Below are 13,825 nucleotides of genomic sequence, written 5' to 3'. Positions count from 1 at the left end.
TGAATATGTGAGCCCCCCTTTGTTCATTTTATTTATTAACCTAGCAACCACCACCCAACTTGTATAATTTGTAATAATGTATATTCAACATTCTAACTGAATATTATCAAAATTCAGTAACATTGTAAACATCTATTTTTTATTATTTTTAAAACAATAAAATATTCTTTACTTTACAACAAATCAATCAAGTTGTATATTTGTTATATATCAAGTGAAGGAGGGGGACCTATAGTGAGAGTCCCATTTTATATGCAAATACGTCAGTATATTATGGATCACATCCAACAAGGGAAGTGGAAGCCTAATGATAAAATTCCTTCTGAAAACGAACTGGCCGAAAAATTTCAGGTCAGCAGAATTACGGTAAAAAAAGCATTAGATGCTTTAGTAGAGGAAGGAATTATTTATCGCATTCAAGGCAGAGGATCCTTTGTGGCTAAAAAGGAAGATTCCGAACATATTATCTATCCAAACAACGTTTCCCAACAGAACTCGAGTAAACTGATCGCTTGTATTATTCCACGCTTAAACAGTCAGTTTATCACTATTATGATGAGTGAAATTGAAAAACTTCTCGCCCAACATGGGTATCGTGTTATCTTGTGCCAAACATACGATTCGCAACAACTCGAAACGCAAATATTAAAGGAAGTTCTTCGTTTAGGAGTAGACGGACTGATCATTTATCCTGCAGAAGGAGAAACGTATAATGAAGAGATTCTGAAATTAACGATAGAAAAATTTCCTTTAGTCCTAATAGACCGTTATTTTCGGGGAATTGGGGCGAATAGCGTCTGCACAGATAATGTTTTAGGAGCTTACGAGGCAACAAAACATTTGCTGGAGCTAGGACATACTAAAATAGGGATCGTCTCTAGTATTCCGGAAGGAACAACTAGCATCGAGGACAGAATTAAAGGATTTGAAAAAGCACTAACAGAGTATAATATTCCTATTGATCATCGCTTGTATCTCTTAGATCTTCATCTTACACTTGAGGAGCACGATCATATAAATAAGGATAAAATCAAGAACTTCCTCTCTAACCATCGAGATATCACGGCCCTATTTTTGGTAAATAATGGTCTAACAGTGATAGAAGCAGCCTTAGAAATGGGTTATACGATTCCACAAGACTTATCTATGATTATGTTTGATGACTATGAGTTTTCACATCTTCACAAAGTTCCGCCCACATGTATAAGGCAACAAGAAACATTATTGGCGCAAGAAGCTGTAAAACTCATGATATCGACAATTGAAAACCCGTTACAGAAGCGTCAGCAAATCTTTGTGCCACCAAAACTTATTGTTAGAAGCTCAACCGGTGTATGTCAAACAAGCGCTAATCAACATGTGGATTAACAGTGCCATGTACAACGAATATTCGCACTCAAAAGAAAACTCCTGCCAAGGTGCACATGAGTGTAAATCAGGCAGGAGTTAACCGTTTCATCCTTATTTTCCTCGAAACACCGGCTTCCTTTTTTCTAAAAAGGCGCGGATGCCTTCGCGGTGGTCTTCGGTTTGCCGCATGCGCTGTTGGGCGTCAGTTTCAATCTCCAAGACGCGAAGCAAGTCCGCCTTTGTTTGCTCAGCATACAACAATTTTGTGGCAATCATGGCTTGAAGCGGTTTTTCTTGCAAGGAAGCGAGCCATTGTTCCGCTTGCTCCTCACTATCGACAACAAGGTCGACGAGGCCAAGCTGTTTCGCTTCGTCAGCGCTCATCGTTTTTCCTTCCCAAATGATCTGTTTCGCTTTTGGCGTGCCGACGCGCTTCGCCAAGAGGAAATGCCCACCACCGTCAGGGACAAGACCGACGCCGATAAAGTTCATGGCCAGGCGCGCTTCGTTCGTGGCGATAAGATAATCGCTCGCCAAGGCGAAACTAAACCCTAGACCAGCAGCAGGTCCATGGATGAACGAAACGGTGATTTTCGGCATCGTATACAATAGCATGATCATCTCTTGAATCGTTTTCATTACCGTACGGAATTGGCTTGGATCATCAACTGAAAGCATCGTTTTAATGTCGCCGCCGGCGGAAAATCCTCTCCCCTTGCCGCGGATGACAACGATCGAAGTGTCACTTTCCTTGATTTTCCGCAGCGCATCGACAAGTTCAGTTAACATTTGCATATCCATCGCATTGAGCGCCTGCGGGCGGTTCAGCTCCAAAATCGCTTTGTTTTGCTCAAACGTCAGTACTACCGTTTCCATCGCTCTCCCCCTCTGAATGATCGTTCATTTATTTCATTTCCCTAACGGAGGGGCAAACTCCTTTTCCTGCACGAAAAAAAAATGGACGCTCTTTTTATAAAGAACGCCCCTGTTCCCACATTTCAATTTTCGTTGAAAATAATCAACTTCAACTCGGTCATTTCTTCTATCGCATAGCGAATCCCTTCGCGGCCAAATCCGCTTTCCTTTACGCCGCCATACGGCATGTGATCGACGCGAAATGTCGGGATGTCGTTGATCAACACGCCGCCAACGTGCAACTGTTTTGCCGCTTTCCACGCGGTATGAACATTATCCGTGTAGATGCCCGCCTGCAAACCGTAGCGCGAGTCATTGACAAGCGCAATCGCCTCGTCGATCGAGCGAATGCGGTTGATCAAAACGATCGGAGCAAACACTTCTTGACATGACACTTTCATTGTCGGTTTGGCATCGACAATGACCGTCGGAAGCAGAATGTTGCCGTCACGCTCACCGCCAAGAACGACATTTGCGCCGCCTTGTTTCGCTTCCTCAATCCAAGAGAGCGCCCGATCGACATCGCCTGGCGTGATTAATGCCGACACATCGGTCGCTGGATCAAGCGGATCTCCCGTTTTTAACCGCTTCGCTTCGGCGACGAATTTTTCGACGAACTCATCATAGCGATTTTCATGGACATAGATGCGCTGAAGCGAAATGCACACTTGCCCTTGGAACGTGAAAGCACCAAATACGCAACGCGGGATGACGCGATTCAGATCGACCTGCTCGTCGACGATCACGGCTGAGTTTGAGCCAAGTTCCAACGTAACCCGCTTTAAGCCCGCTTTATTGCGGATCGCGATGCCCACTTCCGGGCTGCCGGTGAACGTAATCATACTGATGCGCGGGTCGGTGACGATTGCATCGCCGACCGTTCGGCCGCTTCCGGTGACGACGTTGAGCGCCCCTTTCGGCAAGCCCGCTTTCTCAAATAGCTCGGCGATAAAGTAGGCCGACAGCGGTGTTTGGCTAGCCGGTTTCAACACAACGGTATTGCCTGAAGCGATAGCCGGCCCAAGTTTATGGGCGACTAAGTTCATCGGGAAGTTAAATGGGGTGATCGCCCCGATGACGCCGATCGGTTCACGAACGGTCATGGCGATGCGATTTTCCCCACCCGGCGCCGCGTCAAGCGGCAACGTTTCCCCATGGACGCGCTTCGCTTCTTCGGCGGCAAATTTATACGTCTGAATCGTGCGGGCGACTTCTCCTTTCGCCGTCGTAATCGGTTTGGCTGCTTCCAGCGCGATCAGCTTCGCTGCCTCTTCTTGCCGCTCTTTCAGCTGCTCGACGACCCGTTCTAAAATCGCTGCCCGCTCATAGGCCGGCATGGCGGCCATTGTCTGCCGCTTCGCGTACGCCGCAGCGATCGCTTCATCCACTTCTTGTTCCGTTGCTGCTGGGATTTCGGCAATCGTCTCGCGTGAATACGGTGATTTCAGTTCAGTGTAAGACTTCGCTTCCCGCCATTCGCCGTTGATGTATAATTTCATTCTTTCCACTACTCTTCCATCCCCCTCTAAACTTGTATTGCATAAAATATCATGTCCATCATTGTTTAGTTCGTCATTTGTTGAAAGGAATCCTCTTTCCAATCCGAAAACCGTTTGAATGGTCAAAGGACGCTTTGACGCTCCTCTAAAGCCTCATTGCCTGTATCCAAATTTGAAGACGGGAATAAATAGGACAAAACAATGATGGAAACGATGCTCGCTCCAATTCCATACATAATCGGATAGGTTGAACTTAATCCCTCTACCGCCAGCCCAACTAACACAACGATGGAACTAAGGACGATGGAATAAAAACCGGCTTTCGCTGTAACACGTTTCCAGAAAAAACCGAGAATCACTGGGACGAAAATGGCTCCTGACAAAATGGCATAGGCGACATCCAACGCGACAAGCACGTCTTGAATCCAAATGGCAAAGGCAATCGCAATGATGCCAATCGTTAATGTCATGATTCTAGACAACAGAACAAACTTCTGATCGCTGATATCTTTTAACCAATACTGCTTCAAAATATCATGTGATAAGAGGGTAGAGGAAGCAAGCAACGTTCCTGAGGCAGTGGACATAAGAGCGGAACATACGCTTGCCAAAATGAGCCCTAATAAACCGTGTGGCAACATCTGTAATGACATGCTGGCAAATACATTTTGCGGATCGCCAATATTTGGGAAAACAATCACGCCGCACATACCGATGACGCTTAACGCTAGTGCATAGGCAACGCTGTATAGCCCAGCATATACCGCACCACTCCGAGCAATTTTCTTCGTTCTTGCCGTAAACACTCGCTGCCAAATATCTTGTGATACAACCATTCCTAATGTATAGAGCAAGAAATATTGGAAAATATTCGCCCATCCCATGGAGGTGAGATCAAAATGGGATGCTGGCAATTGGTCCAAAAGTGATTCCCATCCGCCGACATGGGACAAACTTATCGGCAACATAATAAAGAAAATACCAATGGTCATGACGATAAACTGAATGATGTCCGTCATCGTCACGCTCCACATTCCTCCGAGAATCGTGTAAAACAACACAATTCCGCCCCCGACTAACATCGAAACAGTCATGTCCCAACCTAAAACGGCATGAATGATGGTGCCCATCCCAATCACTTGTGTCACAGACACCATCAACGTATAAATGGCCGCAACTAACGCGCTGATCAAACGAGTTTCCTGGTTGTACCGGCGCCCAAGGAGCTCACTAATCGTTGTCACATTGGCGCCGTAAATTTGGTTCGTAAAAAACAAACCGAGCACCGTGATGCCCAAGCCGATCATAAAGACAAACCACATGCCTGAAATCCCAAATTGATATCCTAACTTCGCCGTCCCAATCGTTGAAGCACCACCCAAAATCACAGCGGACAGGCAGCCAAGATAAACAAATAGCCCAAGATTTCGTCCCGCCAATGCAAAATCTTCCGCTGTCTTCGCACGCCTTGCCCCCAAAATCCCTGCGACAACCAATACGAGAAAATAACATAAAAGAACCCCTGTATCCAGTGTACTCATCGCCATTCCCCCATCCTCTTTTGTCAAAAGCCTCTCCCTTTTCGGTGACTCAATCATCAATGCGATCAAAGAAAGAGGCTCCTTCAGCTGAAGAAAATGATAGAAGGTGCTCTCCATCTCTCGTTCAAGAACCGTTGGATGGTGAGCCCCCTCCTAAACACTTTTTGCTTCTAAAGGCAGACTGCATTCATTGAGTGAGGTGTGATATCCATCCTTGAATCCGTCAGTCCAAGTAGTTCTATCGCTTTTTACCTTTAAGCCGTAGATGACACGCCCCCAAAAATCTCTTTCATTTTCCAGACACGAATGAATGTACACCGATTTCTGCTTCATATTCTGTCAACGCTTCATCCAACATGCTTAATCCTTCGTCAATCTGTTCTTTTGTCACGATCAGCGGTGGGATCATACGAATCACTTCACCTTGATTACCGCATAGATAAAAGAGAACTCCTTTTTGCAGACAACGGTTTAAAATATTCATGACTCCTTCTCCATTTGGTTCGAGGGTGTGCGGATGGACGATTTCGATGCCGATCATGAGTCCAATCGAACGCACGTCTCCAATGACTGGATGGTTCCTTTTTAACACGTCCAGCTTTTTTCGTGCGTATTCCCCCATTTTCCTACAACGTTCCAACAACTTTTCTTCTCGAAATACTTCTAACGTTGCCAACGCCGCCTCACATGCAATGGGGTTGCCGCCAAAAGTTGTCCCATGGCTGCCGAGCGGCCATTGTTTCATCAATTCTTTCGAAGCCACTGTTGCACTTAGCGGCAGTCCAGAAGCGATCCCCTTCGCAATGGCCATAATGTCCGGAGTGACGCCAAATGTTTGAGCGGCAAACCATTCCCCTGTACGCCCAAATCCTGTCTGCACCTCATCAAAAATAAGCAAAATACCATGGCGGTCGCAAATTTCCCTCATTTTGCGTAGCCATCCTTTCGGAGGAACGATATATCCCCCTTCTCCCAATACCGGCTCGACAATCATGCATGCCACTTCTTCCGGCGTCACTTGATGGGCAAATAAAGACGCCACATCACGTTCAAGCTTACGGGCGAAGTACACGTCCAGATCCTCTCCTGCTGGACAATGTTTTGGGTTGGCATATGGAAGTTGATACGTCAAGCCGTTGGGCTGCAAGTATTTCCGGTATTTACTTTTCGATGTACTGACGCTAAGCGCTCCTAATGATCGTCCATGAAAACACCCTGTAAAGGAAATGACATACGGCCTTCGCGTCACATGCTTGGCTAGTTTTATGGCTCCTTCAATTGCCTCCGTTCCGCTATTCGCAAAAAAGAAGCAATCAAGCCCTTCAGGCATAATGTCAGCAAGCTCCTCGGCCAAGCGGAGAATCGACTCATACATGATGACGCCGCTTGGACCATGCATTAGGCGGTCTGCCGCCTCTTTGATGGCCTGCACCACCTTTGGATGACGATGACCCGTATTGGCCACAGCAATACCAGAAGTAAAATCAAGATATTTTTTTCCATCCAATCCGTAATAGTAGCAACCTTCTTCCTTGATCACCGGCAAGTTCGGATGATCTTTCGCCATCGTTGGCGCAAGCAAATCATGCATTTTGTGAAAGAGAGGCATCCAGTTGCCCTGTTTCATGTACATCCTCCTTCAATCAAATGATTGATTCATAGAACCCCACATGAACAAAGTATTGCTCCCCCATCTAAGCATGAAAAGCGGTGGTTGGGGGGATGTGTATTTTCATAGACCAGATTCGCAAGTTTCGTGCCATCTTTTTGTCTTTTTTATATTTTCAGTCAATATTCTATATCGATCCCTATCCCTCCTGCTTTAATCAGTTCCTATCATGGCTCTCCCCCACATCCTACCAACCGATCTAATTCGTTTTTGAATCAAAAAATTCATTTTTGAATCAATATCAGATCACTTTTTCTTCAGCCCCCTTTAGCATCATAGTGCTTGTCAAATGAAAAAACCGTACCACGAAAAAGTGGTACGGACGTGATTCTTGGAGCTTTTTAACTGTACAACTAGATTTCCATCAAATAGCGCCCCCCTTCTCTTTGGACCGGCTCCATAATGATCGCAGCCACTTCTTCTACTGGAACTTCCAAGAGAAAAAATCCCCAAAAAACTTCACGGCAAATCTACAGCCAGAAAAAAGGGTTTTTCACTTCTTTGATAAAGTTAGTAATAGAAAGGTCGATAGACTTACGAGGAGGGAAACTATGCAACGTGTCACCGACATCTTGGAACTAGAGTTGGATGCGATATTAAAATCATCCACAGACAATATTGTGATTACAGACGAAAACGGCATTGTTCTTCGCGCCAGCCCGAATTGCTTATCCATTTACGGAAAAGATGTCTCATATTTAGTGGGAAAGTCTGTTTATCAATTGGAAAAAGAAAATATCTTTTGTCCTTCCGTTACAGCCAGAGTATTACGAGAGAAAAAAGAGGTCCAATTGATGCAGCAAACCACAACCGGGCGGGTTGTCATGGCGACAGGCGTACCCGTGTTTGATCAACAAAACCGCATTGTACGTGTGATCAGCTTTTCCCATGATTTAACCGAGCTGGAACGCTTGAAAGAAGACTACGAAAAGCTGAGAAAACAGATGGAACATTATCAAACCGAAATCGAGGAATTGAAACCACAAAATATTGTCATCCAAAGCAAAGCGATGGAACGAGTTTGGAAGTTAGTGCGCCGTGTCGCCCAGTCCGATGCGACTGTTCTTTTCCTCGGTGAGTCTGGAGTCGGAAAAAACGTGTTTGCCCGTTTCCTTCATCTTAGCAGCTCCCGTCGAAACGAACCATTTATTGAAGTGAACTGCAGCGCGATTCCCGAGTCACTGTTCGAATCAGAAATGTTTGGGTACGAAAAAGGCTCGTTTACTGGCGCACAAAAAACCGGAAAACCAGGATTGATCGAATTAGCTGACCAAGGAACGCTTTTCCTTGATGAAATTGGCGAACTTCCACTTTCCATGCAAGCCAAACTACTCAAAGTACTGCAAGAGAAAAAAGTGATACGCGTTGGCGGAGTAAAAGAACGAACCGTTGATTTCCGCTTAATCGCCTCCACCAATCGAAACTTAGAGGAGATGGTAAAACAGGGAATTTTTCGCCAAGATTTGTTTTATCGCTTACATGTGATCCCGATTTATGTCCCTTCCCTGCGCGAGAGAAAAGAAGATATTTTTATGTTAGCGCAATACTTTTTAGAAAAGTGTAATCAAAAATACCATATGGATAAATACTTCCATCCGTCCATTGTGGACCATCTCGTTCATTATCACTGGCCAGGCAATGTGCGGGAGTTGGAAAATATGATCGAACGATTGGTCATTACTTCCGAAACAAAAGCCATTTATCCGGAATATCTTCCTTTTTCTGTCCAGAAGCATTCAGAGGTTGCGTCAACCCCTTCACTAGCAGAAAAAAGAAGTGAACCATCGACACTAAAAGAAGCCGTTGAACAAGTAGAACGGCAATGGCTGCTGCGTGCAGCCCAACAATGCAAAACAACATACGAGATGGCTGATTATCTTGGCATTAGTCAACCGACGGTCGTACGAAAGTTAAAAAAGTACCGTATTGATTCAAAAATGAATTAAGATTCATAGCTCCCACCCCGTTGTTTCGTTTCAAAAATCTGTAAGAGACGGGCTCATCATTATTAAAGAAACGAAGCCGTTTGCGAATGGTTTGTTTTTCCCTTCTTGGCACGTGTTTTGCTTAAACGAATTTGAGAGCATTTTCACTTCCTAAGGAGGTTGGGACATGTACAAACCAAAAGATTCTTCCCAGTCGCCCCGTTTTTGCGGGGTTCGTACCTTTATGCGATTAGAACAGGTCAAAACAACCGACCATGTGGATTTTGTTGTGCTCGGTGTGCCGTTTGATACCGCGGCCTCAAACCGCACTGGTCAACGATACGGCCCGCAGCATATTCGAAATTTTTCCGTCCTGCTTCGCCCTTACAATCCCGACATGGATATTGATATTTTTGCTTATTGTTCGGGTGTCGATTACGGGGATGTGGATGTCGTTCCCGGCAATGTGCTGCGCACATACGATCGTATCGTTGAAGAGCTGCGCCCATTGTTGAAGAAAGATATCATCCCGATTCTCATGGGCGGTGACCACTCTATTACATTGGGACACTTGCGCGCTTTTTACGAACGCTTTGGGCCTGTCGCACTCGTTCATTTTGACTCGCATAGCGATACGTGGGATCATTACTATGGAGAAAAATATATGCACGGTACGCCGTTCCGCCGCGCTGTTGAGGAAGGATTGCTCGATGTAGATCATTCCATTCAAGTCGGTATGCGCGGACCGCTTTACAGCGCCGATGATATCGAAGACGCACGGCGGCTTGGTTTTGAAGTCATTCCGATGAAAGAAGTCCGCCAAATTGGTTTTACAGAAGTGATGCGTCGCATTCATCAACGCGTTGGGAACAAACCCGTTTTCGTTTCCTACGATATAGACTTTGTTGATCCTGCGTTTGCGCCAGGTACCGGCACACCAGAAGTGGGCGGGCCGACGAGCTACGAGGCGCTTGAATACGTAAGAGGACTCGATGGGCTAAACATCGTCGGATTTGATCTCGTCGAAGTATTGCCTGCTTACGACAGCGGAGAAATTACAGCAGCATTGGCCTCTGCAATTATGTACGAGATGATTACGCTTGTGGCATTAAAGAAAAAGCGGTCACAGGCCAACAATTTGTCAGCAGCGACAACACCATAAAAACCATTTGGTTGAAAAGGAGCGGCCTTCCCTGGCGTACATCAGTGAAGAATAGGACAAAGGAAGAGGATTCGCCGCTTTTCCTGAAACAAAATATGTTAACATCAGCCAATATAACAAACCGCTCGGATGTTGTCCGTCATACTTCTGATTTCGTCCTTAGGACGAAATCAGTGCATTTTTTATTCTTAATATTAAAATAAATTTAACGGTTTATTAACAAAGGATTGATTCCCCTGCCTCTTTCACTTCATTATGCTGATGGCCACATTATTCATTCCTGTGTTTGTCATTGTGCTCGCTAATTATGTTTTATTAAAAAAGAGATACAACGCGAAAAAGATTTTGTACGCTACAATCCAGGGGTACTTAAAGAGACGACTTGGGCATAAGATGACTCGATTTTCGACCTATGAGCCAGCTGTTTCAAACATTTCTTACATAGCTTACGAATGCATGGAAAATATATACTAATCTCTTATGTTGTATCGAAAATGACCGAAAAGTCCATTTCCCCCTTTTGAAAAAGCCTCGTTTTCTCCGGAATCCGAACTAGTATTGGTGGATACGGCCCTTGGATGCGTCAGTCTGCTGATTTGTTGGACGTGTCTTTTTCGAAACGAGCCAGATATTTGACAGTTCGCGAGGCCGAGATTCTTGCTGCCTCACTCGCCTGGGAATCCCCCTTTCATGAAATTCCCCATGGCACAAGTAATCAATCATAACACGGTTTATATCGATGCAAGCAATCCAACAGAAACGTCTTCATCTTTCCGTTTTTTTCGTTTATCTTCGATTTAAGGAGCGGATGGAGAGGAAATGACCATAGCTAACATACATGGGCGAGCAGAAATCGTTCAAACAACTTTAGATCTGTGCCGATGTCAAGCATTAACAAAAGCTTTCCACACTACGATGAGTGAGCAACAAACAGCTCTTGGTCAAAAAGAGGTTGGGAGGGAACGACGAAAAATGAACATCAAAAAACTTATCGACCTCTCCATGCCGCTGACATCCCAAACTCCCGTTTATCCGGGAGATCCAAAGCCGCACCTCGAACCGATAGCGACATTTTCCGCTGACGGTTACCATGTCAGCCGCCTTGTGCTCGGTTCGCATAGCGGCACCCATGTCGATGCACCGTTCCACTTTTGCGAGCACGGCTGGCGGTTGGATGATGTGCCGCTCACCTATTTTTTAGGTCGCGGCGTTGTGATCGATGCCACGGGGAAAACGGAAGGAGAAGCGGTGACGATGATGGATGCCGCCGTGTATATGCCAAAGTTGTCGCCGGGAACGATCGTTTTGTTTCACACCGGTTGGTCGTCATACGTCGGAACGGAGCGGTATTTTCGCCACCCATACGTCGCGCCGGATGTCATTGAAGCGATGCTCGAACGGGGTGTTCGCACATTTTTTATCGATGCCCTGAACATCGATCCACCGGACGGCTCTTCATTTCGCGCCCATGAACTTATTCTCGGCGCCAATGGGGTGATTGGGGAAAATTTCGCAAACTTTGATCAAATCGATTTTGATGACCCGTACATTATCGCCCTGCCCCTTTCCTTGCCTGGCTGCGACGGTTCACCTGTTCGGGCAGTGGCGGTGCAGTGGGAGTGACAGAGGGAATCAAACATATGAAACGCCCCGTATCTTTTTTGATGCGGGGCGCGCTATCTTTCGTTATTTGATCCACTTGATGACTCTCGCCGGATTTCCGCCAACGACCGCGTTAGCGGGAACGTCTTTCGTCACAACGGCGCCTGAGGCGATGACAGCGTTGTCACCGACTGTGACGCCCGGGTTGATCACAGCCCGGCCCCCGATCCAAACGTTATCGCCGATAGTGACCGGTTTTCCGTATTCGCGGCCGCTGTTCCGCTCGTGCGGGTCAAGCGGATGCGTCGCAGTATAAATGTGCACGCCAGGACCGATAAAACAATGATTGCCGATCCGCACTTCACAGACATCTAAAATGACGCCATCAAAGTTCATGAAAAAATGTTCACCGACATGGATGTTATATCCATAATCACAGCGGAAGTTCGGTTCGATGTACAGCTGTTCTCCTGTTGAGCCGAACAATTCTTTTAACAACTGAACCCGCTTTTCATATTCTGTTTCCAATGTTTCATTATACAAGCGAACGAGTCGTCTCGCCCGCTCCCGCTCTTTCACGAGCTGCGGATCGGCAGGATTGTACAAGCGGCCAGCCAACATATTTTCTTTTTCTGTGCTCATCAGATAACCTCCATCTGCAAACGTATTTCCTGTGCGAAACCTAACCTGTCTTGCCTTGTTAGGATGGCATCACCCTCTTTGCCGGCGTTTCCCTTCCTTATAGTAGGCGTCCATCACGTCCTTAGGCACCATACTTCCACCCGTGGCCCAGCAAATATGGGTGGCTTGGTTCATTTTTTCTTTCAAATGGTGCTGCTCGAGATACATGTGCGCCGCTTGGTCTTGACACAAACGAACAGGCCCTGCGACCCCTGCCAATGCCGACGGCTCTAATCGGATCTTCTCCGTATCAATCATCGCCGCAAGCAGCTGATAAAGAGTGGAATCGTCCACTGTATATACGCCGCTGATAGCGTTTTCCAACATCTTTCCGACAAATCCCGACGGCCGGCCGACCGCTAGTCCGTCGGCTTCCGTCTTGTTATCAATACCAAAATCCTGCACCGATACGCGATCGTGTTCTCCTGTCATCAGCCCAAGCAGCATGCAAGGCGAGTGGGTCGGTTCGGCGAAAAAGCAATGCACATGATCTCCATACACAAGTTTTAAGCCAAACGTCACCCCACCCGGTCCGCCGCCCACTCCACAAGGAAGGTACACAAACAGCGGATGTTCTTCATCGACGATGATGTTCATATCCTCTAATTGTTGTTTCAACCTCAACGCTGCCACTGCGTATCCTAAAAACAACTGAGTTGAATTCTCATCATCGATAAAATACGATGTTGGGTCCTCAGCCGATTGTCTTCTCGCCTCTTCTACCACTTTGTTATAATCGGTGAGATGTTCGACCACCGTCACCCCTTTGCTTCGCAACAACTCCTTCTTCCATTGTTTGGCATCCGACGACATATGAACCGTCACATGAAATCCAAGCCGTGCTCCGATGATCCCGATGCTAAGGCCTAAATTTCCCGTCGAGCCGACAACAAGCGAATAGCGGGAAAAGAACTGTCGAAACTCCTCGTTAGCTAGGAGCGTATAGTCATCTTCTACAGAAATCATGCCGTTTGCGAGCGCGAGGTCTTCGGCATGTTTCAAAACTTCATAAATCCCCCCTCTCGCCTTGATCGATCCGGAAATAGGAAGATGGCTGTCGCATTTGAGCCATACTTCTCCTTCGATTGGTTGCCGAAACGTCTCTTCCAAATATCGTTGCATCTTTGGAATTTTCACTAACGGCGATTCAATGATTCCACTAGTGTTTCGCGTTTCCGGAAACACTTTAGCGATATACGGGGCAAAGCGCGCTAACCGCTCTTCGGCCTCCTTAACATCGCGTTCACCGAGCGAAAGATGTCGAGCAGCTTGATCAAATGAATGATAGTTTGGATTTGTCCAAAACACTTCTTCCGTCTGCATCATCTGTTCCAGCAACGGAAGTTCCTTTACCCATTTCTCGATCGTTTTGCCTGCCACAATCCCGTTCTCCATCTGGCTCCTCCTTGTCCATATGCGATGTAAAAAACATCTATTTCTAGTATAATAGAGGTTCATCACCAAAAGATGTACTTGATTTT

The 13,825-nt window shown here is 46.2% G+C and carries 10 protein-coding genes; 4 read left to right on the top strand and 6 right to left on the bottom strand.

What is annotated here, in order from left to right; genetic code table 11:
* The first annotated feature begins 234 nt into the window (after positions 1-234).
* Entirely contained in the window at positions 235-1,368 is a 1,134-nt protein-coding gene (locus DSM465_RS0109415; protein WP_029761221.1) for a GntR family transcriptional regulator, read from the top strand.
* A 93-nt stretch (positions 1,369-1,461) separates the two neighbouring features.
* Here DSM465_RS0109415 and DSM465_RS0109410 read toward each other — a convergent pair whose 3' ends face one another.
* The 4 genes from DSM465_RS0109410 to DSM465_RS0109395 all read right to left on the bottom strand — a co-directional run bounded on the left by DSM465_RS0109410 (position 1,462) and on the right by DSM465_RS0109395 (position 6,932).
* Complete coding sequence (locus tag DSM465_RS0109410) at positions 1,462-2,226, bottom strand: enoyl-CoA hydratase (RefSeq protein ID WP_029761220.1); 765 nt, start codon at positions 2,224-2,226, stop codon at positions 1,462-1,464.
* 122 nt (positions 2,227-2,348) lie between these two features.
* Positions 2,349-3,764: an aldehyde dehydrogenase family protein gene (locus DSM465_RS0109405; protein ID WP_029761219.1), complete on the bottom strand. Its 1,416-nt coding sequence runs from the start codon at positions 3,762-3,764 to the stop codon at positions 2,349-2,351.
* A gap of 122 nt (positions 3,765-3,886) precedes the next feature.
* Complete coding sequence (locus DSM465_RS0109400; RefSeq protein WP_029761218.1) at positions 3,887-5,305, bottom strand: sodium:solute symporter; 1,419 nt, start codon at positions 5,303-5,305, stop codon at positions 3,887-3,889.
* Between the two features lie 289 nt (positions 5,306-5,594).
* A complete protein-coding gene (locus DSM465_RS0109395; protein WP_029761217.1) occupies positions 5,595-6,932 on the bottom strand; it encodes an aspartate aminotransferase family protein in 1,338 nt (445 codons plus the stop codon).
* A 593-nt stretch (positions 6,933-7,525) separates the two neighbouring features.
* Between DSM465_RS0109395 and DSM465_RS0109385 the strand changes: the two genes are divergently transcribed.
* From DSM465_RS0109385 to DSM465_RS0109375, 3 genes are all read left to right on the top strand, one after another.
* On the top strand, positions 7,526-8,920 hold the full coding sequence (locus DSM465_RS0109385) for a sigma-54 interaction domain-containing protein (RefSeq protein ID WP_029761215.1): 1,395 nt from the start codon (positions 7,526-7,528) through the stop codon (positions 8,918-8,920).
* 166 nt (positions 8,921-9,086) lie between these two features.
* Positions 9,087-10,061, top strand: coding sequence for an agmatinase (gene speB / locus DSM465_RS0109380; protein ID WP_008880004.1), 975 nt, complete (start codon positions 9,087-9,089; stop codon positions 10,059-10,061).
* A gap of 972 nt (positions 10,062-11,033) precedes the next feature.
* On the top strand, positions 11,034-11,684 hold the full coding sequence (locus tag DSM465_RS0109375) for a cyclase family protein (RefSeq protein WP_029761214.1): 651 nt from the start codon (positions 11,034-11,036) through the stop codon (positions 11,682-11,684).
* Between the two features lie 63 nt (positions 11,685-11,747).
* Here DSM465_RS0109375 and DSM465_RS0109370 read toward each other — a convergent pair whose 3' ends face one another.
* Positions 11,748-12,305 (bottom strand): sugar O-acetyltransferase, encoded by a 558-nt coding sequence (locus DSM465_RS0109370; protein WP_008880002.1) that lies wholly within the window; start codon positions 12,303-12,305, stop codon positions 11,748-11,750.
* A 69-nt stretch (positions 12,306-12,374) separates the two neighbouring features.
* A complete protein-coding gene (locus DSM465_RS0109365; protein ID WP_029761212.1) occupies positions 12,375-13,739 on the bottom strand; it encodes a D-serine ammonia-lyase in 1,365 nt (454 codons plus the stop codon).
* Positions 13,740-13,825: the final 86 nt, after the last annotated feature.

Source organism: Geobacillus thermodenitrificans subsp. thermodenitrificans DSM 465 (assembly GCF_000496575.1).
Classification (GTDB): Bacteria; Bacillota; Bacilli; order Bacillales; family Anoxybacillaceae; genus Geobacillus; species Geobacillus thermodenitrificans.
Note: the sequence above shows the minus strand (reverse complement) of the source record. Positions and strands in the feature narration are given on the sequence as shown.

What these genes read in the sequence shown, in the direction of transcription:
- DSM465_RS0109385 (WP_029761215.1), top strand. Translation starts at nt 7,526, where the DNA reads ATGCAACGTGTCACCGACATCTTGGAACTAGAGTTGGATGCGATATTA.
- DSM465_RS0109365 (WP_029761212.1), bottom strand. Translation starts at nt 13,739, where the DNA reads ATGGAGAACGGGATTGTGGCAGGCAAAACGATCGAGAAATGGGTAAAG.
- DSM465_RS0109395 (WP_029761217.1), bottom strand. Translation starts at nt 6,932, where the DNA reads ATGAAACAGGGCAACTGGATGCCTCTCTTTCACAAAATGCATGATTTG.
- DSM465_RS0109400 (WP_029761218.1), bottom strand. Translation starts at nt 5,305, where the DNA reads ATGAGTACACTGGATACAGGGGTTCTTTTATGTTATTTTCTCGTATTG.
- DSM465_RS0109370 (WP_008880002.1), bottom strand. Translation starts at nt 12,305, where the DNA reads ATGAGCACAGAAAAAGAAAATATGTTGGCTGGCCGCTTGTACAATCCT.
- DSM465_RS0109410 (WP_029761220.1), bottom strand. Translation starts at nt 2,226, where the DNA reads ATGGAAACGGTAGTACTGACGTTTGAGCAAAACAAAGCGATTTTGGAG.
- speB (WP_008880004.1), top strand. Translation starts at nt 9,087, where the DNA reads ATGTACAAACCAAAAGATTCTTCCCAGTCGCCCCGTTTTTGCGGGGTT.
- DSM465_RS0109375 (WP_029761214.1), top strand. Translation starts at nt 11,034, where the DNA reads ATGAACATCAAAAAACTTATCGACCTCTCCATGCCGCTGACATCCCAA.
- DSM465_RS0109405 (WP_029761219.1), bottom strand. Translation starts at nt 3,764, where the DNA reads ATGAAATTATACATCAACGGCGAATGGCGGGAAGCGAAGTCTTACACT.